Annotated in this window: 19 protein-coding genes; 6 read left to right on the top strand and 13 right to left on the bottom strand. The window is 71.2% G+C overall.

Annotated features, from left to right (window positions below):
* Positions 1 to 92: 92 nt before the first annotated feature.
* The 11 genes from EEW87_RS07330 to cysD form a co-directional block, all read right to left on the bottom strand.
* On the bottom strand, positions 93 to 1,112 hold the full coding sequence (locus tag EEW87_RS07330) for a glycosyltransferase family 4 protein (protein ID WP_123092103.1): 1,020 nt from the start codon (positions 1,110 to 1,112) through the stop codon (positions 93 to 95).
* Positions 1,112 to 1,882, bottom strand: a complete 771-nt coding sequence (locus EEW87_RS07325) for a polysaccharide deacetylase family protein (RefSeq protein WP_123092102.1) — start codon at positions 1,880 to 1,882, stop codon at positions 1,112 to 1,114. Before EEW87_RS07325 ends, EEW87_RS07330 begins: the two co-directional genes overlap by 1 nt.
* Positions 1,879 to 3,837 carry an O-antigen ligase family protein gene (locus EEW87_RS07320; protein ID WP_123092101.1) on the bottom strand — a complete coding sequence of 653 codons (1,959 nt, stop codon included), beginning with the start codon at positions 3,835 to 3,837 and terminating at the stop codon, positions 1,879 to 1,881. The genes EEW87_RS07325 and EEW87_RS07320 overlap by 4 nt, the downstream gene beginning before the upstream one ends.
* The gene (locus EEW87_RS07315; RefSeq protein WP_163562395.1) at positions 3,834 to 5,273 is read right to left on the bottom strand and encodes an oligosaccharide flippase family protein; all 1,440 of its coding nucleotides are present in this window, start codon (positions 5,271 to 5,273) and stop codon (positions 3,834 to 3,836) included. Before EEW87_RS07315 ends, EEW87_RS07320 begins: the two co-directional genes overlap by 4 nt.
* Positions 5,270 to 7,369, bottom strand: coding sequence for a glycosyltransferase (locus tag EEW87_RS07310; RefSeq protein ID WP_123092099.1), 2,100 nt, complete (start codon positions 7,367 to 7,369; stop codon positions 5,270 to 5,272). Before EEW87_RS07310 ends, EEW87_RS07315 begins: the two co-directional genes overlap by 4 nt.
* Entirely contained in the window at positions 7,359 to 8,810 is a 1,452-nt protein-coding gene (locus tag EEW87_RS07305; protein WP_123092098.1) for a sugar transferase, read from the bottom strand. Before EEW87_RS07305 ends, EEW87_RS07310 begins: the two co-directional genes overlap by 11 nt.
* Positions 8,807 to 9,982, bottom strand: coding sequence for a GNAT family N-acetyltransferase (locus tag EEW87_RS07300; protein WP_123092097.1), 1,176 nt, complete (start codon positions 9,980 to 9,982; stop codon positions 8,807 to 8,809). The genes EEW87_RS07305 and EEW87_RS07300 overlap by 4 nt, the downstream gene beginning before the upstream one ends.
* A gap of 192 nt (positions 9,983 to 10,174) precedes the next feature.
* Positions 10,175 to 11,482, bottom strand: coding sequence for a glycoside hydrolase 5 family protein (locus tag EEW87_RS07295; RefSeq protein WP_123092096.1), 1,308 nt, complete (start codon positions 11,480 to 11,482; stop codon positions 10,175 to 10,177).
* A gap of 189 nt (positions 11,483 to 11,671) precedes the next feature.
* Entirely contained in the window at positions 11,672 to 12,730 is a 1,059-nt protein-coding gene (locus EEW87_RS07290; protein WP_275898495.1) for an HNH endonuclease signature motif containing protein, read from the bottom strand.
* Positions 12,731 to 13,356: 626 nt separating this feature from the next.
* Positions 13,357 to 14,718, bottom strand: coding sequence for a sulfate adenylyltransferase subunit 1 (locus EEW87_RS07285; RefSeq protein WP_123092094.1), 1,362 nt, complete (start codon positions 14,716 to 14,718; stop codon positions 13,357 to 13,359).
* Positions 14,718 to 15,632 (bottom strand): sulfate adenylyltransferase subunit CysD, encoded by a 915-nt coding sequence (cysD, locus tag EEW87_RS07280; RefSeq protein WP_191681395.1) that lies wholly within the window; start codon positions 15,630 to 15,632, stop codon positions 14,718 to 14,720. Before cysD ends, EEW87_RS07285 begins: the two co-directional genes overlap by 1 nt.
* Positions 15,633 to 15,808: 176 nt before the next feature.
* On the opposite strand from cysD, the gene EEW87_RS07275 reads away from it, so the two are divergent.
* From EEW87_RS07275 to EEW87_RS07250, 6 genes are read left to right on the top strand one after another with little or no spacing between them, the layout of a single operon-like run.
* The gene (locus tag EEW87_RS07275) at positions 15,809 to 17,116 is read left to right on the top strand and encodes a nucleotide sugar dehydrogenase (protein ID WP_123092092.1); all 1,308 of its coding nucleotides are present in this window, start codon (positions 15,809 to 15,811) and stop codon (positions 17,114 to 17,116) included.
* Entirely contained in the window at positions 17,113 to 17,709 is a 597-nt protein-coding gene (locus EEW87_RS07270) for an acyltransferase (protein ID WP_123092091.1), read from the top strand. Before EEW87_RS07275 ends, EEW87_RS07270 begins: the two co-directional genes overlap by 4 nt.
* Positions 17,706 to 18,794: a DegT/DnrJ/EryC1/StrS family aminotransferase gene (locus tag EEW87_RS07265; protein WP_123092090.1), complete on the top strand. Its 1,089-nt coding sequence runs from the start codon at positions 17,706 to 17,708 to the stop codon at positions 18,792 to 18,794. Before EEW87_RS07270 ends, EEW87_RS07265 begins: the two co-directional genes overlap by 4 nt.
* 1 nt (position 18,795) lies before the next feature.
* Positions 18,796 to 19,785 (top strand): Gfo/Idh/MocA family protein, encoded by a 990-nt coding sequence (locus EEW87_RS07260; RefSeq protein ID WP_123092089.1) that lies wholly within the window; start codon positions 18,796 to 18,798, stop codon positions 19,783 to 19,785.
* 10 nt (positions 19,786 to 19,795) lie between these two features.
* Entirely contained in the window at positions 19,796 to 21,061 is a 1,266-nt protein-coding gene (locus EEW87_RS07255) for a lipopolysaccharide biosynthesis protein (RefSeq protein ID WP_123092088.1), read from the top strand.
* 1 nt (position 21,062) lies between these two features.
* A complete protein-coding gene (locus tag EEW87_RS07250) occupies positions 21,063 to 22,577 on the top strand; it encodes a hypothetical protein (RefSeq protein ID WP_123092087.1) in 1,515 nt (504 codons plus the stop codon).
* 1,317 nt (positions 22,578 to 23,894) lie between these two features.
* On the opposite strand, the gene EEW87_RS07245 is transcribed toward EEW87_RS07250, so the two are convergent.
* Together EEW87_RS07245 and EEW87_RS16975 are read right to left on the bottom strand one after the other, a co-directional pair.
* On the bottom strand, positions 23,895 to 25,076 hold the full coding sequence (locus EEW87_RS07245) for a glycosyltransferase (protein ID WP_148041580.1): 1,182 nt from the start codon (positions 25,074 to 25,076) through the stop codon (positions 23,895 to 23,897).
* Positions 25,077 to 25,099: 23 nt separating this feature from the next.
* Entirely contained in the window at positions 25,100 to 25,450 is a 351-nt protein-coding gene (locus tag EEW87_RS16975; protein ID WP_275898490.1) for a DapH/DapD/GlmU-related protein, read from the bottom strand.
* Positions 25,451 to 25,591 lie beyond the last annotated feature (141 nt).

Here is a 25,591-nt window from a genome sequence, read left to right as displayed (position 1 = left end):
GAGACGTCGAAGGGGACGGTGCCGGGCGACCCGGCACCGCCCCCTTCGCTCCCTGAGGTGCGAGCGCCAGCGAGCCTCGAAGGGCGAGTCCCTCAGCCGTAGAGATCGGTGAGACGCGCCCGCTGCACGGCGGGGTCCATCGATGCGAGGAGGTCGCGGCCACCGGCCGCCGCGGCCTGCCACGCCTCGCCCCCGCGCAGCACCTCGAGCACGCGGGTCGTCGCGTCCTCGGGACCGGCGACCCGCACGAGCGGCGTCCCGGCGAAGGCCGAGATGTCGCGCACGAGCACCGGCAGGCCGCACGCGGCGGCGTCGAGCACGCTGAGCGGGAAGCCCTCGTACGCGGCGCTGTGCAGGTAGACCCCGGCGTCGCGCAGGGCGGCGGTGAGCTCGTCGGCCTGCAGCCACCCGGTGACCTCCACCCCGGCCGCGCGCAGCCGCGCCGCGAGGCGGGCGTCGTCGGGGCTCCCGAGCCAGCGCACCGACACCCCGGGGTCGAGCTCGCGCAGCCGGGTGGCGACGGCGACGAGGTACTCGGGGTCCTTCTGCGCACTGACCCGCCCCGACATGACGACGGTGCGCGGCGGCGGCCCCGTGCGACCCGGGTCGGTGACGACGGGGGCGGGCCGGGCCAGGCTCGGCACGTTGGGCACGAGCACCTTCGCGGCCGAAGGGGTGAGCCGCGCGGCGAGGGCGCGCTCCTCCTCCGACAGCACGACGACGGTGTCGGTGCGCAGGCCGAGCGCGCGCTCGACGAGGGCGACGGCGGCCCGGGCGGGGGCGGGCAGCGCCGGGTCGAGCAGCTTGTAGGCGTGCGGCTGGTAGAGCACTCGGGCGTCGAGACCGGTGAGGCGGGCGTAGACCCCGGCCCGGCTCGAGTGCGCGTGGACGATCTCGCTGCCGGTCCGGGCGACGCTCTCGCGCACCGCCCGCACCCGCTGGGGCAGACCGCGGGGCAGCGGGCGCGTGCTCGCGAAGCCCACCCCGCTCGGGTCGTCCTCGCCGGCCCACAGCAGGTGGTGCTCGTGCTCGGGCGTCAGCGACACGACGGTGTCGATGGCCCGCCCGACGCCGGTGCTGTAGCAGTCGGTGACGTGGAGGATCCGGCGCATCACGACCTCGCCGCGTGGCCGAGGACGCGGTGCGCGGCGCGGCGCACCGCGGGTGCGGATCCGAGGGCCCGCCGGGCGAGCGGGTAGACCCGGCTCAGCTTGAGCTCGAAGGTCCGCGCGGTGTCCGTGGCGTTGATGTCGACGCGGGGGATCGCGAGGCGCCCCGCGCCGTCGTACGTCGCCAGCGCGCACGCGAAGCCCGCGGCCGCGACGGCCTCGCGGGCCGCCTGGTCGTGGTGGCCGTAGGGGTAGGCGAAGGTCGCGACACGCTCGCCGACGAGCGAGTGCAGCTCGTCGCGAGCACGGACCGTGCACTGCTCGAGCTGCTCGGTGCTCATGCCCGGCATCGACTCGTGCGCCCAGCCGTGGCACCCGAGCGCGACACCGGCCGCGGACAGCTCGCGCATCTGGGCGGCCGTCATGAGGCGTGACTCCGGCGGCATCCCGGGCAGCGGCGCCTGCCCGTCGAGCCCCGGCGAGACGTAGCAGATCGCGCTCATGCCGCGTCGTGCGAGCTGTGGCGCGGCCCGCTCGAGCACGGAGACGTAGCCGTCGTCGAAGGTGATGAGCACCGAGCGCCGCGGGGTCGGCGCGCCGTCGAGCGCCGAGAGGTAGCCGGCCTCGTCGAGCACCGTCCACCCGCGCGCGGCGAGGTGGTCGAGCTGGGCGGCGAAGGCCGCCTCGGGCACGTAGAGGTTGTCCGGGTCCGACGCCGCAGGGACGTCGCCGATGCCGTGGTACATGAGCACCAGCGGCGTGCGCCCGCTCATCGCTGCCGCCGCAGCAGCCACAGCCCGACGGCGAGCACGAGGATCGCCGACAGCCCGCACGCGAGGAGCAGCGGCTTCGGCGGGGTCACCCGGGTGTGGTCGGGGCTGGCCGTCGACAGCGTCGTCGCGACGACCTGCGGGTCCTCGTCGGCCCGGGCCTCTGCGCTGCGCGCGATCCGGTCGGCGAGGTCACTCGCCTCCTGCGGGTCGTCCGAGCGGGCGGCGATGCGCACGGTCGTCGTCTCCGGGTCGACCGTCGCCTCGGCGGTGCTCATCGCGGGGATGCCGAGCTCGTCGACGAGCTCGTCGACCGCGGCCTCGTCGGACAGGGCGACCGAGTACTGCTGGGCGATGAGCTTGAGCTCGTCGGGCCCGGTCGTCGCCTGACCCTCGCTCGCCGCCTCGCTGCGCAGCCCGACGACGGCGGTCGCCTCGTGCTGGGTCGGCAGGTAGTACAGGCCGGCGACCAGCGCGGCGGAGGCGAGGACCGCGAGCACGGTCGGCAGCGGCCAGGCCCGGCGGCGCCGGACCGGGGTCGGGTCGACGACCTGCTCGGGGGTGCGGTCGACGGCCCGCTCGGGGGCACGGTCGGTGGTCGCGGCCTGGTCGTGGGCGCGCGTGGTCCTGGGGGTCACGGTGGGCCTCTCAGCTCGAGGTCGAAGGGGTCGGTGGACGTGGGCCGCGGCGCCGGCGAGGAGCCAGGCCGTCGCGGTGAGAGCGGGGTTGCGCCACGGCATGTCGATGAGGCCGTGGACGGCGGCGCCGGCGAGACCGGCGAGCGGCGCGGCCACGAGCCACGAGGTGGTGCTCGTGGCCGCGCGCCAGAGCCCGTGCAGGAGCACGAGGGCGAGGGCGACGAGGACGAGGGCGCCGACGGCGCCGGTCTCGCTGAGCACGGTGAGCACGAGGTTGTGCGCGTGCAGCGGGGTCTCGAGGGTGAGGGCGGAGTCGGTGCGCGTCGCCCAGGTCTCGAGCCCCCCGGCCCCGACCCCGGTCACGGGTCGGTGCGCCGCGGCGTCGAGGGCCAGCTCCCAGATCTGCGGGCGGTGGTCGTCGGGGGAGCGCGACGGGTCGCCGAGCGAGCCGATGCGCGACAGGACGACCGCCGCCGGCCCGGTCGTGCCGAGCAGCGCGAGACCGAGCACGACCGTGCTCACCCCGCCGAGGGCGATGGCGACGGCGGGCACGAGCCGGGGGAGCACGAGGACGAGCACGGCGGTCGCGGCGGCGGCGCCCATCCACGCCCCGCGCGACAGGCTGAGCGCGAGCGCGGCGAGCACCGGCACGACGGCCAGGCCGAGGAGCGCGCGAGCGGCCCGGCTGCGCGGGCGGGAGGCGAGGGCGACGCACACGGGCAGCAGCAGCACGACGTATGCGCCGAGCTCGTTGGGCTGGGCGAAGGGGCCCTGCGCGCGGCCGTCGACGACGGACCCACCGGCTCGGCTGGTCAGCCCGCCGAGGTCGGTGCTCGCCTGGGCGCACACGACGAGGAGCGAGACGACGAGGGAGCCGAGCACCACCGCGCGGCGGCGCGGGGTCAGGGTCGCCAGGGCCGCAGCGCAGGCCCACCCGAGGGCGCTCGCCACCGTGAGCACGGCCGAGCGCACCGGGTCGACGGCGGTGGGGACGGCGACCGCCTGGGCGAGGGGGATGCCCGCGGCGACGACGACGAGAGGCGGCAGGGCGAGCCGCCGCGTGTCGACGACGCGCAGCCCCCAGAGGACCGCGACGAGCAGGCTCACCGGCAGGACGAGGCCCGGCGCCCACGGCGCGCCGAGAGCGAGGACGACGAGCGCGCCGGTGATCGCGTCGGGCAGGGCGTACGGCGCCGCCGGGCCGACGGCACCGGGTGCACCGGCGGCCCGGGCGGTCGGCACCTCGTGACCCCTCTCGGCCACCGAGCCCTGCGGCGTCGCGCCGGCCACCGGCGCCGGACGCGCCGCCACGGTGCTCATGACGCCCCCGACGTGAGCACGGAGCGCACGAGGTCGTGGGTCGGTCGGTCCCAGCGCCGGCTCGCCAGCCACCACAGCCCGACGTAGACGATCCCGCCGACGACCGCGGCGAGCACGACGTGCACCGGGAGCAGCATCGTCGCGCCGGCGACGAGGGCCGCCCCGGTGCACACGACGAGCGCCCGCCGCACGTGCACCGGTGCCACCCGTCGGCGCAGGGCGATGACGACGACGACCGCCTGCACGGCGTACGCGGCGGTGGTCGCCGCCGCGGCCGCAACCGGCCCGTAGAGGGGGATGAGCGCGACGTCGAGCGCGACGTTCGTCACGAGGGCGAGGGTGCTCGCGAGCAGCACGGCCGGGTCGGGGCGCAGCGCGAGCAGCGCGATGAGCGCCACCTGCGCGACCCCGAAGAAGAGCGGCGCCGGGGCGAGCCACAGGATGATCGCCCGCGACCCGAAGTCCTCGCCGAAGAGCAGCGCGACGAGCTCCTCGCCCCGGGTGAGCAGCAGCGCGGTGTACGGCAGGTACACCGCGGTGACGACGACGAGCGCCGTCGCGACCGTCCGCGAGCGCTCCACCGCCCGCAGCGAGGTGTCGGCCAGGGCCGGCAGGATGACGCGCGCAATCGACCAGCTGATGAAGAGCACGGTCTCGAGCAGGCGGTAGGCCGCCGTGTAGTAGCCGACGGCCACGGTGCCCGCGAGCCAGGCGATGATGACGACGTCGATGCGGAAGAGCGCCATCGAGACGAGGTCGTTGAGCCCCGTCACCCGCACCGCGACGACGTAGTCGCGCACGTGCCCCCGCGTCACGGCCGCGGGCGACGGCCGCACGTCGGCCCGCACCCGCGCGACGAGCGCCATGAGGACCACCCCGACGACCGACGCCGCGAGGTAGCCCACCGCCGCCCCGGTGATGCCCCCGCCGAGCTCGACCGCGGCGACGACGAGCCCGAGCGCGAGGAAGCGCTGGACGACGAGGACCACCGCCGGCCCGCCCTGCACGTGCCGCGCGCTCGCTGCCGAGCGGAAGGCCTCGGTCACCCCGTCGCAGCACGCCGCCGCGACGAGGGCGAGGGTGACGTGCCAGCGCACGTCGTCAGCGACGGCGAGCGGCAGCACGACCGCGCTGAGCACGACGACCGCCGCCGCGAGCGAGAGCCGCACAGCGAGCAGCGAGGACAGCCGCGCCGACAGGCTCTGCGGGTCGCCGCCCGTCAGCTGGACGAGACGCTGGTCGAGGCCGAGCGTCGTCGCCGACGCGAGGAGCAGCCCGAGACCGAGCCCGAAGGAGAAGGCGCCGAAGTCGGCCACCCCGAGCGCCCGGGCGAGCAGCCCGAGCATGAGCAGGGTCGCCAGCTTGCCGAGCACCTCGCCGACGCTGAGCGTCACGGCGGCCCGGGTCATCCGACGTGCCTCTGCCTGTCGGGTCACGCGTCCCCGTCCGGAGGGTGGCGCAGGCCGTCGAGCGCGCCGAGGACCTTCGCCCCGTCGCGCAGCGCGCTCACCGGCGCGACGAGCAGGGTGGTGCGCACGGGCTGCGGCCCGCGGGCCGCGCGCAGGGCGGGGACGCTGAGGTAGAGCGCGCCGGCGGCCAGCGCGAGGCCCCGCGCGGCACCACCGCGCGCGACGAGCGCGACCCCGGCCGGGTAGGCCAGGGCGCGCACCGCGTCGCGGGCGAGGAGCAGCGCGTCGCGCGAGTGCCCCGACCCCTGCCCGTAGCGGTAGTACATCCGCAGCGTGCTGCGCAGGGTCGGGCGCTGCTCCCAGGTGACGAGCGCGTCGGTGACGAGCACCGCCGGTCGGCGCTGCGCGACCGCCCGACCGAAGGTCACGTCCTCACCGGTCGCGAGGTGCTCGGGGAAGCCGCCGACCTCGCGCCACGCGTCCCGGTGCAGCGCCATCGAGCGCCCGGTCGGCATCGTCGGGTCGAAGGCGCGCCCGAAGAGCCGCCCGTGCAGCCGCGTGAGCGGCGTCGGGTGCGTCGACTCCTCGACGACGGGGTACCCGGTGACGGCGAGCGCGCGCTGCAGCGGCGTCGTCGCGGTGACGTCGTAGACCCCGGTGAGCAGCGCACCCGGGTGGTCCGCGGCCGCCCGGCGAAGGGAGGTCAGCCACCCCGCCGCCGGCTCGCAGCCGACGTCGGTGCACGCGACGAGGTCGTGGCGGGCGCGCTCGATGCCGATGTTGCGCCCGGCCGAGATGCCCGCGCCGGGCGAGACGACGACGGTGACCCGCGGGTCCTCCTGCGCGTGCGCCCGGGCGACGTCGACGGTCGCGTCGCGCGACCCGCCGTCGACGACGACGACCTCGTCGTGCGGCCCGAGCTGGGGGCGCAGCTGGTCGAGCAGCGTGCAAAGCCCCTCGGCCTCGCCGAGGACGGTGGTGATGACCGAGACCGGGGGACCGTCGACGCGGCCCGCACCGGGACGAAGGGCGACCGCCGCCAGGTGGCGCTCGAGAGCCGCGGCAGCGGCGTGCGGGTCCTCGCCCGCGACGACCTCCCGACCGGCGGCGGCGACCCGAGCGCGGACGGCGGCGTCGGTGAGCCCGACGAGCGCGGCGGCCACGGCCGCCGGGTCGCCGGCGGGCACGGCGAGGCAGCCCTCGCCGAGCGTCTGCTCCAGCGGCGGGGTCGCGACGACCGGCACCCCGCACGCGAGCGCTTCGTGCGCCGCCATGCTGTGCGACTCGCCCGTCACCCGGGCGTCACGGTCCGCCCGGGTGAGCACTGCCAGCGCGTCGTGCGCGGCGAGCAGCGAGCCGATGCCGTCGACCGGGTCGTGCAGGTGCACCCGCCCGGTGACCCCGAGGCTCTCCGCGAGAGCGACGAGCCGTCCCCGCTCGCCCGGGTACGCCGCGTCGGCCACCCCGTAGACGTGCAGCGCCCACCCGTCCACCTGCGCCACCGCCCGGATCGCGTCGTCGACCCCCTTGTACGGCGCGAGCCGCGTCGCCATCGCGACCCGGAGCAGCCCGTCGTCGGCCAGCCCGAGCCGGGCCGTCGCCTCGGCGCGACCCACCGTGCCGGTGGGCAGCGGCGGCGGCACGACGAGACCTGCAGGCCGACCGGTCGTCAGCCGCTGCGCCGAGCTCACCCGGCCGTCGACGAGCGTGTCGAGCAGCCGCACCAGCCCGCCCTCGAAGGAGTCGTCGTGGCGCACCCAGGCCGAGCGCGTCCCCGACATCGCCCCGGCGGCCGCGGCGACGAGACCGGCCTTGACGCCGTGCCCGAGCACGAGGTCCGGACGGGTGCGGCGCAGCCGCGCGGCCACCTGCGCGACGGTGCGTGCCGCCCCCTTCGCCCGGGTGCCGGTGGGCACGACGGTGACGGGCACGCCGAGGCGGCGCCACTGCGCGGCCGCGTCGCCCTCGGCGAGCGCGACGACCTCGAGGTCGAGGCGCGAGCCGGCGGCGGCGAGCCGCTCCTGCCAGATCTCGGCGCCCCCACGGGTGGCCGAGGGCAGCACGACGCACACCCGCAGGCGCGTGCCCTGGGTCTCCTGGGTGACGGCGGCCTCAGCGACCATGACGACCGATGACGCTGCGCACGGTCCTGACGATGATCTTCACGTCCTCCCACATCGACCAGTTGTCGATGTAGCTGTTGTCGAAGCTGGCTCGGTCGGAGATCGAGGTGTCGCCGCGCAGCCCGTTGACCGCCGCGTACCCGGTGAGCCCGACCGGCACCCGGTGGCGGTCCTCGTACCCGGGGTAGAGGTCGGCGTACTGCTCGACGAAGTGCGGCCGCTCGGGTCGCGGCCCGACGATGCTCATGTCGCCGTGCAGCACGTTGACCAGCTGCGGCAGCTCGTCGATCGAGCTCGCCCGGATGAAGCGCCCGACCGGGCCGACCCGGTCGTCGTGCGCGATGCTCCACGTCGTCTCCGCCTCGCGGCTGGCCGTGGGCTTGAGCGAGGTGAACTTGTAGAGCACGAAGGGGTGACCGTCGCGCCCGATGCGCTCCTGGCGGAAGATCACGCCCCGCCCGATCTCGAGGCGCACCGCGAGGGCGACGACGAGCAGGAGCGGCGAGAGCACGAGCAGGGCGGTCCCGGCGACGACGACGTCGAAGGCCCGCTTGGCCCACCACCCGGGCCCGCTCAGCGGGCCGGGCGTCACCGGCAGCACCGGGATGTCCCACAGCTGGTCGCTCACCCGCCCGCCGCGCAGCCGCAGGCTGTACCCGGCCGGCACGGTGAGCACCTTGAGCCGCCGCGGCAGCCGCCGCAGCGAGTGCGCGAGCCGCCACTCCGGCGCGCTCGCGTCGGTGAGGATCACCGCGTCGATCCGGCGTCGCTGCACGACGTCGGTGAGGTCTGCGACCCCGCCGAGCACCTCGACCTCCGGGGTCGCCGGCTCGCCGTCCGCCACCGCCCCCGCGATGACGACGCCCTCACCGGGGTGGGACTCGATGCGCTCGATGAGCTGCGCGGCGCGGTCGTCCTCGCCGACGACGAGCACCCGGGTCTGGCGCGCCGGGTGCGCCCCGACCCACCAACGCAGACCGGCGTAGACGAGCCCGCGCCCGAGCGGCAGCGCGATCGCGAGCTCGAGCAGCACGGCCCGGAGGCGGTCCGGGGTGGGCTCGCCGACGAGCAGCGGCAGCACCGCCGCGGCCCCGACGCCGACCGCACCGGCCACGAGGATCCACGGCAGCTCGTCGAGCACGCTGTTGTGGAAGCGCCTGCGGTACAGGCCCGCCCAGCTGCCGATCGCGAGGATGCCCAGTGCCAGGCCGAGCGCCGAGAGCCACTGGTCGGGGTGAGCCACGAGCGTGAACGCGGGCACCGCGAGGTCGGCTGCGACGAGCAGCGCGAGCACCGTGACGTCGACCGCCCGCATCCACCCGCGCCGGCGCCGCGAGCGGATCCGCTCGGCCGCGGCCCGAGCCGCCGGCACCGGGGCCGACACCGCCGTGACGCCACCGCCACCCCCGCCGACGAGCTCGCGCTCGCCGCCGCGCTTCACGACACGTCCCGGTGTGCTGCGCTCCCGCCGGTGGCAGCAGGGCGGTGGGCGCGGGCCCAGGTCTGGGCGCGACGCCCGGCGTGCACGGCCCGCGCGACAGCGGGGGAGCGGTCGCGGGCGGCGCGCAGCGCAGACCTCGCACCGTCCACCACCGCGGTGCGCTGCTGCTCCAGCCGCGCGAGCGCCGGGTGCGACCAGAGCACGGTGGCCTCGGAGTCGATGTCCTGCGTGCGCAGCGAGCGCTTGAAGTTCGTCAGCCCCCGGCCGAGGTCGACCCCGGTGATGCTGGGGTCGGCGTGCCAGGTCTGCAGGGCGTGCCCGTGCAGGATGACGCCCGGCGAGAGGTCCTCGGCGTCGGGGTGGATCCGCCCGTCGACGAGCCGGATCATGTCGCCGTCGCGGGCCGCGAGCAGGTAGGCCCCGAGCATCCCGTCAACGTGCAGCTGCCACAGCTCGAGCACGCCGCGCGCGGCGAGGCTCTCGGAGAGCTCGACGTGGGCGGCCCGCTGGCGGGTGTCGGCGAGCGAGTCGCTGCGCCCCAACTCCAGCTCGCGCTCGAGACGCAGGTCGAGGGTCGCCGGCAGCGCGGCGAGCACCCAGCTCGCCTCGGTTGCGTGGGTCACCGACCAGTCGCGCCCGCTCTCATCGGCCCGTCGCTGCGCGGTGCGGGTGCGCTGACGCGTCTTCTTCGCCGCCCAGGTGCGCTCGGTGCGCTCGGTCGGCCAGATCACCTGCGGGGTCGCGTCGTCCGCCGTGGTCTCGGCGAAGGGGGAGAGCCGTGCCAGCTCGGCGACCACCGGGTCGCCGACGGGCAGCAGCTCGAGCTCGCACCGCCACGCGGTGTGCGCGGCGAGCAGGTCGTGGATGCCCCCGGCGAGCGCGCGGGCGGCCTCGTCGTCGAGGGCCACGAGGCGCTGGTGGTCGAGGGTTGCGTGCCCGGCGAGCCGGGCGGAGGCGAAGGACCCCACCGGGGTCCGGCGCACCCGCACCTCGAGCAGCGCAGCGGCCACGGGCGCACCTGTCTCGTCCTCGACGAGCACGACGGTGACGTCCTGCCCGACCGTCCGAGCCCACGAGATCAGGTCGCGGGCGTGGGTGCGCAGGGGGACCCCGGCGAGGTCGTGGAGCCGGGCGACCGGCTCACCGAGCTCTGAGAGATCACCCCTGCGCACCGTCGGCGGTGTCGGCGCGTGAGCCGTCGCGCGCGCGACCTCCGTCGTGCCTAGACCTGTCCCCATGACCCAGCCCCCTACAGCTCGTTACCCCCGAGTAATCCAAGGTGCATCGTGCCATGAGGGTGATCCTTCAATCACCGTTTGTCCAGGGTTGGTCAGGAAATCGTCAAGAGATGGTCAAGAAGCGCGTCACGAGGAGGCCACCGCCTTGAGCCGGGCGAGGGCCGGCTTCGGGGTGAGATCGGCCCGCATGAGGCCGTACCCGTCCTCGTAGGGGTTGCCGCCGGTGCGGTCCCGCTCGCGGAACCAGATGATGCCCTTGACGTAGGGATAGCTGCTGCGGGTGAGCGCCACTGTCTCCTCGAGGAAGTCGGCCTGCGTGGCCTCGCTCACCGCCCGCTGCCAGGGCTGCGGGTTGGGGATCTGCCCGGTCGACCAGCCGAGCTCGGTGAACCAGATCGGCTTGGCCGCGTCGCCCTGGGCGATCATGACGGCGCGCACGTCGCGCACCCGGGTCACGCCCCAGGGAGCCCCGCCGTCGCGGGACGGGGAGAAGTCCGAGGGCGCCGAGTACGGGTGGGTCGCGAGGATGTCGAAGCACCCCTTCGCCCCGGCCGTGTACGTCTTCTTGACGAAGGCCGCGTCGTTGTACTGCAGCCCGCCGTAGACGACCGGGCTCGTGTCGGCCTTCTTGACCTCGGTGTAGGCCGAGCAGAGCATCTTCGTGTACGCGACGGGGTCGGCCGTGGTGAAGAAGTCGGGGTGATTCTGCTCGTTCCAGATCTCCCACGCGTCGACCGTGTGGCCCCACCGCTTGGCGGCCCAGCCGGCCGCGCGGCCGTAGGCGGTCGGGTAGCGCGGCGCGTAGCGCTCGCCCTTGCCGTAGCTGGCCCAGTCGGGAGTGAGCCAGAAGGTCACCATCGCCTTGAGGCCCCGGTCCTCGACCTCCTTGAGCACGGTGTCGACGAAGGGGACGCCCCACTGCATGTCGTACTGCTGGTGCTTGGGCTCGATCATCGCCCAGGAGACGTCGATGCGGACCCACTCGGAGCCGTTGGCGGCGAGCTGGTCGAGGACCTTCGCGCGCATCGCGGGCGTCTGGTCCGACCACATGCCGTGGTACTGCACGCCCAGGGCCGGTCGGGGGTTCGTCGTGCCGGCGGCGGGAGCGGAGATGACGGCGGGCGAAGGGGTGGCGGTCGGCTTCGGGGTGCTCGCGGGCTTGGGCTTGGGCTTGGCGGTCGGCTTCGGGGTGCTCGTGGCCTTGGGCTTCGCCGTGGTCTTCGGCTTTGCGGTGGTCTTCGGCTTCGCGGTGGTCTTGGGCTTGCTGGTGCTCGTCGGTGCGGGGGTGGGCTTCGACCCGGCAGCTGTCGAGGACGAGGCCTCGGCGGGTGGCGCTGCGGTGGTCGCCGTGACGACGAGTCCGGCGGCGGCGACGGCGGCGACGAGACCGGCCGTTCGACGCAGCAGATGGGCGTGGGCAGGGGGTTGCGTCATTCGCACAGCACGCTCCTCAGCGCGAGGCGGGCGGGGGAGCAGGCCACGCCGAGGGGGCGACGGGGCCTGTGCGAGAAAGGTATTGGCGCACCTGTGACCCACGGCACCGTCTGTCGAGACTCAGTTCAGTCGCGTTTCGGCGTCGAAACGGTCACGTGCCCAGGCTCGACCCGCATACTGCCCGCCCGCTCACGTGCGCCGATGGAAGTGGATCGTGACGGTGTCGTCGGGTGCGCGCTGGGTGGTGTGCTGCCAGTCGGGTCCGTCGATCATGCGGTGGTGGTAGCCGCACAGGGGGACCGCGTTGAGCAGGTCGGTCAGCCCACCGTCTCGCCAGGCGAAGAGGTGATGGATCTCGGTCCACGCGAAGGGCCGTTCGCACCCGTGGGCCGCGCAGGTGTCGTAGCGCAGGGACAGGGCAACGGCCTGGGCTTCGGTGAAGAGACGCTTCTGGCGGGCGAGGTCGAGGGGTTGTGAGGGCCCGCCGAGGATGACGGGGATGATCCCGGCGGCGCACGCCATGCGACGGATGGTGCCGGCATCGAGGTGATCGCCGGCGTCGGTGCTCCCGGCCCGGTGGAGGTCCCCTCGTAGGTCGTCGAGTCGGGTGGTGACCAGGAGGGTGGCCGCGACCTTGCGGGAGAGGTGGTCGGTGGGGATGCGGGTGAGGAGGTCGGCGAAGGCCAGGCCGCGGCGGTGCTGCCAGTCGAGCTCGTCGACGCGGGTGTCGCCGGTGAGGCGGGCGAGGTCGCTGGGCTCGGTGACCACGGCGTCCGACCCGGGCTGGACGCGGCGTCGGGGTGCGGTCATGGCGTCGATGACCTTGCCGAGGATCGCACCGGCGGCCCAGGGGACGGTGAAGTGCCCGGTCATGGTGCCGTCGTGGTTGTCACGGATCCAGAAGGCGGATTCTTCGTGGGCGTGGGCCTCTTCGGCGGCGAGGACGTCGTCCTCGTGGGCGTCGACGACGTCCTGGTCTTCTTCGACCGCTTCGAGGACGCGGCGCGCGGCGATCCGCAGCTTGGCCGGTGCCCGGTTGACCGCGAGGAGGAGGAGCTCGGCCTCGCACGCGCGGCGCTGCTCGAGGGTGAGCCCGTCGGGGAGGTCGTCCATCGCACCGGTGATGACGCGGGCGTGGTCGGCGCTGATCCGCCCGTCGTCGAGGGCGGCGGCGGTGCGGCCGAGCTCGGCCTGCGGCGGTGCTGGGGGTGTCGGTGCTGACGAGGGTGAGGCCGGTCGGGGTCGGATCAGGGGAGTCGCCCGGGGGTGGCGTGCTGGGTGCGGTCAGGGCGGTGGCGAGGCGGACGTCGCGTGAGGCGGGTCGCCGGTCGCTGTTGGTGTACTGCGCGACCCAGGCTCCGGTGTCGGTGTGCCCGGTGCGCTCGGCGACTCGGATGGCGTCGGCGCGGGCGACGAGGCGTAGTCGGGCGGCCTCGACGCGTCGGGCGAGGCGCTCGACCTCGACGAGGTCGGCGCGCAGCGCCCGCCCGGCGGTGCGCTGGTCGGCGGCGATCGCGTCTTGGAGGCTGTCGATGACGGCGTGGGCCTGGTCGAGGAGGGCTGGCACGCGGCTCTGGCCCGGGGTGCCCGGGTCGAGGAGCTGCGGCATCGTCGCCATGACCCCACATTATCGAACAGGTGTTCGAACAATCCAGACCCTGTCGGTGAGCGGTCAGCAAGGGTTTCGAGGCGCGGTCCCCCAGGTTTCGAGGCTCAGGCCCAGGGGGCCTTCGCACCTCAACCACCAAGGGGCCTGCTGGTTGAGGTGCGAAGGGCCCGCTAGGGCCCGAGCCTCGAAACCGGCCTTCGCACCTCAATCACCACGGCTGTGCTGATCGAGGTGCGAGGAACGAGCCTCGAGACCACCCCAGGTGTCAGATCGCGTAGTCCTCGCCGTGCGTCCCCGAGATCATCCCGGCGCCGACTGTCGCACCGGTCGCGGGGTCGATGAGGATGAAGGACCCGGTCGACCGGATGTCGGCGTACGGGTCGACGACGAGGGGCTGGGCGAGCCGCAGCGTGACCGAGCCGATCTCGTTGAGCTCCAGCGTGCTCGCGTCACGGTCGCGCTCGAGCGAGTTGATGTCGAGACGCGAGCTGACGCCCTGCACGACGGCGCGCACGGTGCGGGTGGTGTGCTTGAGGAGCAGCTTCTGCCGCTCGTGCAGCTCACCGGTCGCCATCCACGACACGGTCGCCGTCAGCTCTCGCGTCACCTCGGGCTCGTGCTCGCCAGCCCCCGCGACGAGGTCGCCACGGGAGACGTCGACGTCGTCCGCGAGCCGGAGCACGACGGACTGCGAGGTCACGGCCTGCTCGAGCTCTTCGCCGAGGACGTCGATGCCGGAGATCGTCGTCCGCATGCCGCTCGGCAGCACGACGACCTGCTGCCCCACCTCGAAGGTCCCCGCCTCGACGCGCCCGGCGTAGCCGCGGTAGTCGCGGTACTCACCCTGCTGCGGCCGGATGACGTACTGCACCGGGAAACGGGAGGGGACGCCCCCTTCGCTGCCGAGGTCCGAGGCCGTCTCGACGGTCTCGAGGTGGTCGAGCAGGCTGCCCCCGCTGTGCCACGGCATCGCGTCACTGGGAGTCACGACGTTGTCGCCGGCGAGCGCGCTGATCGGGAAGGCACTCGTCGTCGGCACGTCGAGCCGGCCGGCGAAGTCCTCGAACTCGTCGCGGATCTGCGTGAAGACCGCCTCGTCGTACCCGACGAGATCCATCTTGTTGACGACGAGCGTGATGTGCGGGACCTGGAGCAGTGACAGGAGCACGGTGTGCCGGCGCGACTGCTCGGTGATCCCGTGACGGGCGTCGACGAGGACGAGCCCGAGGTCGGCGGTGGAGGCGCCGGTCACCATGTTGCGCGTGTACTGGGCGTGCCCGGGGGTGTCGGCGAGGATGAACTTGCGCCGCGGCGTCGAGAAGTACCGGTAGGCGACGTCGATCGTGATGCCCTGCTCACGCTCGCTGCGAAGGCCGTCGGTCAGCAGCGCGAGGTCGGTGTGGTCGTGACCCTTCGCGCGGCTCGTCGCCTCTACCGCCTCGAGCTGGTCCTCGAAGATCGCCTTGCTGTCGAGCAGCAGTCGCCCGATGAGCGTGGACTTGCCGTCGTCGACGGACCCGGCCGTCGCGACCCGCAGGATCCCGAGGTCGAGATCGGTGGCGGTCGAAGGAGTGGTCACCAGGGCCTCCTCGGCCTCGAGCTGAGTGGTCTGCAGGTCGATGCCCATCAGAAGTACCCCTCCTTCTTGCGGTCCTCCATGGCGGCCTCGCTGAAGCGGTCGTCGCCACGGGTGGCGCCGCGCTCGGTGAGCCGCGCGATGGAGATCTCGTCGATGATCTGCTCGACGGTGGAGGCGTCGGACTCGACGCACCCGGTGAGAGTGAGATCGCCGACGGTGCGAAAGCGCACCTGGCGCTCCTGCGCCTCCTCACCGGGGCGGAGGGGGTTGTGCTCGCTCTCCGTGAGCAGCATCCCGTCGCGCTCGAAGACCCGGCGACGGTGCGAGTAGTAGATCTCGGGGATGTCGAGGTCCTCGCGGGCTATGTACTGCCAGATGTCGAGCTCGGTCCAGTTCGACAGGGGGAAGACGCGCATGTGCTCGCCCTCGTGGATCCGGCCGTTGTAGAGCGACCACAGCTCGGGGCGCTGGTTCTTCGGGTCCCACTGGCCGAAGTCGTCGCGGTGGCTGTAGATGCGCTCCTTGGCGCGGGCCTTCTCCTCGTCGCGCCGGCCACCGCCGAAGGCAGCGGTGTACCCGCGCTCCTCGATGGCGTTGAGCAGCGTGCCGATCTGCAGGCGGTTGCGCGAGGTCTTGCCGTCGTCGACGACCGTGCCGTCGGCGATCGCCTCCTCGACGGAGGCGACGTGCAGCTCGACGCCCAGGCGATCGACCCAGCGGTCGCGGGTGGCGAGGACCTCGGGGAAGTCGTAGCCGGTGTCGACCTGCAGCAGGCCGAAGGGGATCCGGGCGGGTGCGAAGGCGCGCTCGGCCAGCCGGAGCATGACGATCGAGTCCTTGCCGCCGGAGAACATCAAGACGGGTCGCTCGAACTCCGCGGCGACCTCACGGATGATGTGGATCGACTCGGACTCGAGCACGTCGAGGTGCGTCAGCGCACGCGGGGGAGCGGTGGGGGGCACGAAGGGAGACCTCTCTGGGGACGACCTTCGAAGCATAACGACGCGTTATGCCAGCCCAAACTCGTGCTCAGGTGTTGGATGGGGCCGCCGGACGCGGGTCACCGCGGGCCGCGGAGCCCGCCCGATCGCTCCCCGATACACTCGCGACGGCTTGCCGTACTCATGAATGGAGCACCGTGAAGGTCACCGTCGTCGGTCTGGGGAAGATCGGCCTCCCGTTGGCAGTTCAGTTCGCAGCATCCGGAGCCCATGTCTTCGGCGCAGATGTCAGCGATTCGGTCGTCGAGCAGGTGAACAGGGGATCAGAACCATTCCCGGGTGAGGCCGATCTGGACGCGCGGCTCTCCGAGGTCGTCGCGTCGGGGCGCCTCGTCGCCACCACCGACACGGCAGAGGCCGTGAGCGAGAGCGACGTCGTCGTCGTCGTCGTCCCACTCTTCGTCGATGACGAGGCTCGGCCGGACTTCGGCTGGATGGACTCGGCGACCGACGACATCGGGCGCGGCCTGCGGCGGGAGAACAACACGCTCGTGGTCTACGAGACCACTCTCCCCGTCGGGACGACCCGCACGCGGTGGAAGCCGCGTCTGGAGGAGGTGTCCGGCCTGGTCGAAGGGGAGGACTTCCACCTCGTCTTCAGCCCCGAGCGGGTGCTCACGGGGCGCGTCTTCGCTGACCTGCGCAAGTACCCGAAGCTCATCGGTGGGCTCGGGGACGAGGGGACGCAGCGGGCGAAGAGCTTCTACGAGCAGGTGCTGCAGTTCGACGAGCGACCCGACCTCCCGCGCGGCAACGGCGTGTGGGATCTCGGGTCGGCCGAGGCCGCCGAGTTCGCGAAGCTGGCCGAGACGACCTATCGCGACGTGAACATCGGCTTGGCCAACCAGTTCGGCAAGTTCGCGGCGGCCAACGGGATCGACGTCCACCAGGTCATCGAGGCGAGCAACTCCCAGCCCTTCAGCCACATCCACAGCCCCGGTATCGCGGTCGGCGGCCATTGCATCCCGGTCTACCCGCGCCTGTACCTCTGGAACGACCCCGACGCGACGGTGGTGCGTGAGGCCCGTGCCGCGAACGCCGGGATGCCCGCCTACACGGTGGGCCTGGCCGTCGATGCTCTCGGTGGTTCCCTGAGCGGCAAGCGGGTCGCGGTCCTCGGTGCGGCGTACCGAGGGTCGGTGAAGGAGACCGCGTTCTCCGGGGTCTTCGCCACGGTGGACGCCATCCGATCCGCCGGCGGTGACGCCCTGGTCCACGACCCGATGTACTCCGACGAGGAGCTGTCGAGCTTCGGATGGAGCCCCTATACCTTCGGCGAGCAGGTCGACGTCGTCGTCGTGCAGGCCGATCACCCCGAGTACCGGGAGATCGGCAAGGACGAGGTGCCTGGGGTCGCGCTGGTCGTCGACGGTCGCCGGGTGCTGGACCGCAGCCGCTTCGACGGTGTCCCGGTCCTGGTGGTCGGAGAAGGTGCTCGCCGATGAGCGTCCGGGTAGTCGACTCCGCTGACGTGGACCCCTCTGCGACCCTCGGCGACGGGACCTCCGTGTGGCATCTCGCGCAGGTCCGTGAGGGTGCCACCCTGGGTACGAACTGCATCGTCGGGCGCGGAGCGTACGTCGGCACAGGCGTGCGCATGGGAGACAGCTGCAAGCTGCAGAACTACGCCCTCGTCTACGAGCCCGCCGTCCTCGAGGACGGGGTCTTCGTCGGCCCGGCGGTCGTCTTCACGAACGACCACTACCCCCGGTCCGTGGCACCGGACGGGACGCTCAAGCGTGGCGACGACTGGGAGGCGGTCGGCGTGACCTGTCGTACCGGCGCTTCAATCGGCGCCCGGTCGGTCTGCGTCGCACCCGTGACGATCGGACGATGGGCCCTTGTCGCCGCCGGATCGGTGGTCACCCAGGACGTGCCCGACTTCGCGCTCGTCGCGGGCGTCCCCGCTCGACGCATCAGGTGGGTCGGCCGCGCCGGCGTCCCGCTCGACCCAGAAGGAGAAGGTGTGTACGTGTGCCCGCGAACCGGTGAGCGGTACGTCGAGGTCGACGGCCAGCTGACGGAGGAGACCCGATGAACGACTTCATCCCCCCGGCCAAGCCCCTCATCGGTGAGGAGGAGATCGAGGCGGTCACGCGTGTCATGCGCAGCGGCATGATCGCCCAGGGGCCCGAGGTCAAGGCGTTCGAAGAGGAGTTCTCGACTCACTTCGGCCTCGGGCGACCGTGCGCCGCGGTCAACTCGGGCACCTCAGGTCTGCACGTGGGTCTGCTGGCAGCCGGTGTCGGAGCCGGCGACGAGGTGATCGTGCCTTCCTTCACCTTCGCCGCGACGGCGAACTCGGTCGCGCTCACCGGGGCTACTCCGATCTTCGCCGACATCGACCCCGAGACGTTCTGCCTCGATCCCGCCTCCGTCGAGGCCGCGATCACCGACCGGACCTTTGGCATCATGCCCGTGCACCTCTACGGGCACCCCGCGAATATGACCGCGCTCGGAGAGATCGCGCGACGTCACGACCTCAAGATCTTCGAGGACGCCGCACAGGCACACGGGGCCTCGCTGCACGGCACGCCCGTCGGGGCGTTCGGCACCTTCGCGATGTTCTCGCTGTACCCCACGAAGAACATGACCTCCGGCGAGGGCGGGATGGTCTCGTGCGCCGACGACGACGTTGCCCGTCAGGTGCGCCTGTACCGCAACCAGGGCATGGAGCAGCAGTACCACAACGAGGTCGTCGGCCTGAACAACCGGATGACCGACATCCACGCCGCTATCGGCCGGGTGCAGCTGACCAAGGTCGACGCATGGACTGCGCGCCGGCAGCAGAACGCCCGATTCCTCACCGAGCACCTCGACGGCGTGACGCCGCCCCCGGTCGCCGATGGTGCCGTGCACGTCTACCACCAGTACACGGTGCGGGTGGAGGACGACCGGGACGGCTTCGCGCGGGCCCTCAAGGAGGAGCACCGGATCGGCTCCGGCATGTTCTATCCCGTGCCGAACCATCGGCTCTCACCTTTCCGCGCGGACGTCGATCTGCCGGCGACCGAGGTAGCGGCCGCGCAGTGTCTCTCACTGCCCGTCCACCCGTCGGTCTCGGAGGCAGACCTCGAGCGGATCGTCTCGGCCGTCGGCTCGCTCGCGAAGGCGGGTGCCTGAGATGGCGAATCTGCGCGCCGGCCTGGTGGGCGCCGGGATGATGGGCCGCCACCACGCGCGCGTCCTGGGCAGTCTCGACGGGGTGGATCTCGTCGGGATCGTCGACCCCGACGGGGACAAGCACGGCGTCGCTGGTGGCAGGCCTGTGGTCGACACCGTCGAGGCTCTCGTCGACCTCGGGGTCGACTACGCGGTGGTCGCCGTTCCGACCGCATTCCACCTCGAGGTCGGTCTGGTCCTGGCTGAGGCCGGAGTGCACGCGATCGTCGAGAAGCCGCTGGCCGAGAACGTCGCCGTAGCAACTCAGCTCGCAGAGGCCTTCGAGAGCAGGGACCTCGTCGGCGGGGTCGGGCACATCGAGAGGTACAACCCCGCCCTTCAGTCGGCGCGGGCGCGCATCGAGGCCGGTGACCTCGGCGACGTCTACCAGGTCGTCACCCGCCGTCAGGGGCCATTCCCGGGCCGGATCGCAGACGTCGGCGTGGTCATGGACCTCGCGACCCACGATATCGACCTCACGGCCTGGGTCACCCAGCAGAGCTACGCCTCTGTCTCGGCGCAGACCGCGCATCGGTCCGGACGGCCGCACGAGGACCTCGTCGCCGTGACAGGTCTGCTGAGCAACGGCACGGTGGTCAACCACCTCGTCAACTGGCTTTCTCCCCTCAAGGAGCGCTCGACGGTCATCACGGGTGAGAAGGGGACTCTCGTCGCGGACACCTTGACCGCGGACCTCACCTTCTTCGAAAACGGCAAGGTCGCGACCACCTGGGCCGGGTTGAGCCAGTTCCGAGGCGTCTCCGAGGGAGATGTCCACCGATACGCGATCCCCAAGCCCGAGCCCCTCCGTGTAGAGCACGAGAACTTCAGGGACGCGGTGCTGGGTAAGGACGCAGACATCGTCACCCTCCAGCAGGGGCTGGCCACGGTCACTGTGGCTCAGGCCTGCTTGGAGTCTGCCACGTCCGGCCAATCCGTGTCGTTGTCGTGACCTCGAGCTGATGCCCGCGCTTCGACGCTGGCCCAAGCTCAGCGCTGGGCGCAAGGGCATCCTGGCGATCCTCTCGGGCACCGCTGGGGCTCAGCTCATACTTCTGCTGTCATCCCCGGTGCTCGGGAGGCTCTTCGCGCCCGAGCAGTTCGGTCCGTTCGCCGTCGCCAATGCACTGCTCATCCCCGCAGCCGTGATCATGGCGCTGCGTTTCGAGCTCGCGATCCCACTACCTCGCCGAGACGACGATGCGCGAGAGCTGCTCGCGCTCGGGATGAGGATCTGCGCGTTCGTCACAGTCGCGCTCCTCGCGACCGTGCTACTGGCCAAGTCGTGGTTCGCTTCCCTGCTCGGCCTGAGTCCGGATGACGCGAACATCCTCATGTGGGTTCCCCTGACGGCTGGCGCGATGGGGGCCTTCGTCCTCCTCAACCAGACCGCAATCCGACTCAAGATGTACGCCGCTATCGCGCGTCGGAACGTCCTCCAGGCCGCTGGAGTCGTGTTCTTCCAGCTCTCGGCCGGCCTGCTCGGGCTAGGCGCACACGGCCTCGCGGGCGGGCTGCTGCTCGGACAGCTGGTTGGGGTATGGGCCCTGCTGGCGGCCGTCCGCGGCGAGCTGGGCCCGTCGGACGCCGCAGCTCGGCGTTCGCTTGCGCGGGAGTACCGACGGTTCCCGCTCATCATGGCGCCGTCTGGTCTAGTGAACTCTCTCGGCCTCCAAGCGCCGGTCCTCCTCGCGTCGAGCGTCTTCGGCGCCACGGTCGCGGGCTGGTTGGGCATGACCCAGCGGGTGCTCGCCATGCCAGTCGCGTTGTTCGGGGTCTCCGTAGCGCAGGTTTTCCTCGGGGAGTTCGCCGAGGCGCGACGTCATGACCGAGGTGGCCTGCGGAGGCAGTTCGTGAAAACGTCGCGCACCCTTATTGCCGTTGGCGCCCTGGGTGCCTTAGTGCTTCTCGCAGCGGGCCCGCTGCTCTTCCGGATCTTCCTCGGCGAGGAGTGGGAGGCGAGTGGGGAGTATGCGCGTGCCTTGGCGCCAGCGCTGATGTTGCAGCTCGTGGCCTCTCCGTTGTCGCAGACTCTGGTCGTCATGGGACGTCTGGGTTGGCAGGCCACCTGGGACGTCGGCAGGCTCCTGCTGTGCGCAGGAGCCGTCCTCGGGGGTGCTGCGATGGGCCTGCCGCCACTCCAGACCACCTGGCTGCTGAGTGGAGCGATGGTGCTGAGTTACGCGGCGCTGTGGGGCCTGTCCTTGGCTGCAGTGGGCGAGAGCTGAGGTGAGGGCCTGCCTCAGCGAGACCGGACGACTCCGCGTCGTCGCAGGTCTTGCCATCCTGCTCGTCGGAGTGCTCGTCAGTCTGCTGATCATGCAGAGCGACCAGCAGCAGGACGCTGAGTGGTCGCCTCCCGCAGGTCTAGGGAGCTACGGCGCACCCCTGCTGACCGAGGATGGACGCATGGACATCTCTGGAACCGTCGAAGCGCTCAAGGAGACGGGCGTTGACCGGTACTACTACCTCATCCCTGATCGTCAGCATCTTGCAGATCGGCTGGGGGGCAGCGTTCCGACTCATCTTGGGCTTTCCGATTGGGAGGACTTACCCCGGTTTGCGGAGGAAGCCGCGGAGGCAGACATCGAGGTGGTGGTGTACCTCGTCCCGCCCCTCCAGTCGGGGCCGGGCACCTACCGGCCGTACGGTTGGGACTACGTGGCGTGGTTCCGGGCGATTGGCAAGGTGGCGGCGGCCCATCCGAATATCGTCGCGATCGCCATCGACGACCTGGGTTCTGCGACAGACCTGCGCGCGGACGACGGGATCCACCTCAGGTTTGCGCCGGCGGACCTGGTCGAGATGAGAGCTGCAGCGCGCGCCGAGGCTCCCCGGCTAGACGTGCTAGGTGTGATGTACGGCCAGGACTTCGCCGGGGACACCGCTACCTTTCCCCGCTTCCGGAACGTCCTTGATGGGGTGATCTACGCCTTCGCCGGACCTCGGCAGGTCAGCCACGCGCCGCAGAACACGACGGACCCGGAGGGAGTGATCGAGACCACGCGGTTCATCCGGTCTGTCTCGAGCTGCCAAACGTCGGACCCTTGCTGGCAGGTGACCTTCCCGGCGAGCACGCATGGGCCGGGCGAAGAGGGGGCGGCACAGATCACCCACGGCGTGGAGATCCCGGGCCGACCGGGCAAGCTCTCGATGACCTTCCTTGACAACGCCCCGCCGGATCAGTCTCGGCAGTACTCCATCTCCATCTCTCTCGATGGCCGGGCTCTCGTAACCCGACGCATTCAGCAGCGGTCGGCATCGGTGCTCATGGCTGAGGTTCCCGACGACCTTGCTGGGCATCGGACGCTGACCATCCGCGTACACAGGGCCGCGAGCCCACGGGGTGTTGCTGTCGTGCTGGACCAGGTCAGCCTTGACGGAGCAGCGCCACTCGGTCTGACGCCGAACGGGCCCTGGACGCGGCAGACATCTGGCGCAGCATCCATGGAGTCCGTGTCGCGTGTACCCCTGATAGGCATGTTCTACACAGCTCGACTTGGCGTCGAGCAAGACTCGCCGGGCGCGGCCGACGCCCCGTACGTGAGAGCTGTCACCGGTGACATGGCGCAGCTGGTGCGGGAAGGGGCACTTGACGGGCTGGTCGCCTACCGGCTCAACTTTTCCGGGTCTCGAGCGGGGCCGCTCGTCGGTGACCCGAGGAACCTCGGTGTCGTCGACGATCTCTACGCGTCGCTTCGGGCGTCCCGGTCTCTTCGTCGAAGGGGCCCCAGCCCGTTCTAGGGGCGAACATGAGGATGATGCCAGCCAGGAGGAACCCGTTGGAAAGGATCGATGTGAAGGGGCTTGAGTTCACCAGGGCGAACAGCGGAGTGACCATCAGGCCGGCTGTCATTGCTCCGGGCAATCCACGAGCGGCGCTTCCGAGTAGCAGGAGGAGCAGAGCCAGAACTATCGCTTCCACCGCGACACCCGTTAGTCCTAGGTTGGCGTAACCGTCAGCGATGTAGTTGCTGTTCGCGGTGACCTCGGGGCTACCCGTGTGGTAAGCGCCGATGAGGTGCGCCACCGAGGTGCTATATGGGTAAGTAACGAATGACGACAGGAATGAGTCCCCCCACAGTGCGTGCGGTTGGCTCTCGAAGAAATCGAAGTACACCGCTGGCAGGGTCCCCGACACGATCATGAGGCGGTAGACGAAGACTGTGGAGGCCACGATCGAGCCCGTGACGTAGTCGAACACGATTGCCAGCACTGCGACACCGGTTGCTCCGAGCAGGATGTCGGCGCCGCGAGATCGCCGCCGGAACCGGTAGAGCGTGGTGACAGCTACTACTGCGACGGCGGACAGCAGCGTGAGCTTGTAGCCCGTGACTGAGTAGATAACCAGCTGGCCAAAGGCACCCGCGGCTACGAGCCAACGGGGTCCCCCGAGCAATCCCTTCGTCAGGATCAGCGGGTTGACGACATTGCCTTGCAGACGCACCGCATATGCATAGAACGGCCCAGCTTGGAGGACAGTCTCCCGGTAGGTGTCGCGGATGTCGTACACCTGGGTGAGCGAGATGCTGGCGAGCTGGAACCCGGAAACGCTGAAGATGTATGCGTGGGTGGCCAGGCTGAACACACCAATGCAGAACCAGAACGCAACTGGTGGGAGCGGGCTGACTGGAACGCCTTCCCACCTCCGGTCGCGAACCGCGAGGCTCACGCCGCCGAACGAGATGAACGCGGTACCAGCGATTGTCAGCGCTTGTCGATCCGTTCCCAGGTCCGCGAAGAATGGAACCAAGATCAGAGGGACGACCATGAAGGCGAACAACACCCACAAGGAGAAGTTGACTAGTGTATTGATGCGCGTGGGCAGCGTGTAGCTGAGAAGCACAGTGGCGAAGATGCCGATTGCGTAGGCTAGCAAGTCGGGTGTACGGGAACGCTCGCCGAGGTATCCGAAAGTGGGGGCGATGACCTGGGTGTAGGTGTACTGGATCGCTAGTGCGTAGATCGTGATCGATACGAGGGAGATGACGAACCAGCGCCCGGTCCTCCGTGGCATTGCTGGTGCGTCAGAAGACACAGGGTCATTGCTGGTCTTGGCGGTCATCGGGCGTCCCCGTCCTCGATCGTTCGGAGAAGACGTTCTGCAAGGCTTGGAGTCGCGAGCCAGCCGTTGATCTCTGCCCGGTCCTGGCGAGCGTCAGGGTGGTCGACGACAGTTAGCTCCTTGAATGCTGCTCCAAGGCTCGCGGCCAGCGGCGCAGTTGGGTCAGCGGGGCCGGGGTCGTAGAGCCGCCCGGTGGATGGCCGCACGAGGTGCCGCACGAGGTCGTTGTCTGGCAGCACCACAAATAGACCGGTGGCCATCGCCTGCTGGATGGTGATAGCCGGCATGAGAGGCCACACCCCGACGTCAGCGGCATTGAACATCATGTTGAGGCGGTGAGAGTCAGCGAACGGGAGCATAGTGAGCTGGGCGTCGAGCCCGGCCTCCGATGCGGCCCTCCGAATGGCATCCGCTACCGGTCCCGATGCCCCACCGACGAACAACAGGTGCACTCGCTCTCGCCATGCAGGGAGCTGCGACACCGCACGTACCACCGTGTCCAAGCGCTTCTGCGTCTGCAGCTTGCCGGGAGCAATCAGGACGAGGTCGTTTTCTTGGGCCCCAATCTCCTGCCTGCCGGCTGACCTCGCAGCGGCATCGACAAAGAAGAGATCTGGGTCGTACGCGAGTGGCAGCAGATCCACCGGGCTGCCTGCGCTGTACCGGCGGATCTTGGACACGGTGTTCGGCGTATAGCAGAGGATCGAGTCCGCGCCCCTGTTGAGCCGCCGGTAGAGCGAGCCCTTGGTAGCCGAGAAGACTCCCTGCTTGATCCGCGCCTGCCACCCGGTGAGGTTGGCGTACATGGCTTGGTTGTCGCCGTAGAGCACTACGCGGGATCGCGGGGTCTTTCCAGGGCGAGTCAGTACCGGCAAGAGCTGGCCGGGCATCATCTGGATGACGAGATCGTAGATCTTGTCGACTGGGAGATCGGCGGAGGGGCGAGGCCACACCATCGACCTCCACTCGCGCACTGCCAGGCGCGTGATCGTCACCCCCTGCTCATGGGTCGTACCGGTCGGGTACGAGCGGGGGACGCCGATGCTGGCGAGGTGCTCGTCGGTGAAGAGCGGGTTGACCCTGTTGCTGCACAGCACCTGAACGTCCGCACGCGCCGCAAGGGCTCGCGCCAGACCCGTCTCCTGGTAGCCGCTGAACCAGTCGAAGTACCCGATCACCAAGAGGACCTGCGGGCGCCCCGTCACGCCCGGGCCTGGGGTTGTGCGAAGGAGGGCCGATCGAGGAGGGGCCCATCGAGCGTCGCGAGATGCGCTGTGCGTTCGTCTGGGCCGAACCGATCGCGGATCCTCCGTGCGGGCACGCCGGCCCACACCTCGAACGCGGGGATGTCCCGGGTCACGACTGCCCCTGCCGCAACTACGGCGCCGTCGCCGATGGTGACGCCTCGCATCACGGTGACGCCATAACCGATCCACACGTCTCGTCCGATGTCCGTGCGACGTTCCACCGGCCGTCCAGCGAACTGCGTTGGGGTCCCTGCGGAGTCCCAGACATGGTCATCGCCGACGATGGCAACGCGAGGGCCGAGCATCGTGTACCTACCTACCGAGGTCATCGGGGCGATCCAGCACTCGGGACCGATATAGACCCACTCGTCTGCACGCAGATCCGTTGCCGTTCGGCACGTCCGGTGTACCGAGGCCGTGGGGTGGACACTCCCCAGGCGCTTTGC

This window comes from Janibacter melonis (assembly GCF_003721155.3).
Lineage (GTDB): Bacteria > Actinomycetota > Actinomycetes > Actinomycetales > Dermatophilaceae > Marihabitans > Marihabitans melonis.
This window is presented reverse-complemented; position numbering and strand designations above follow the sequence as displayed.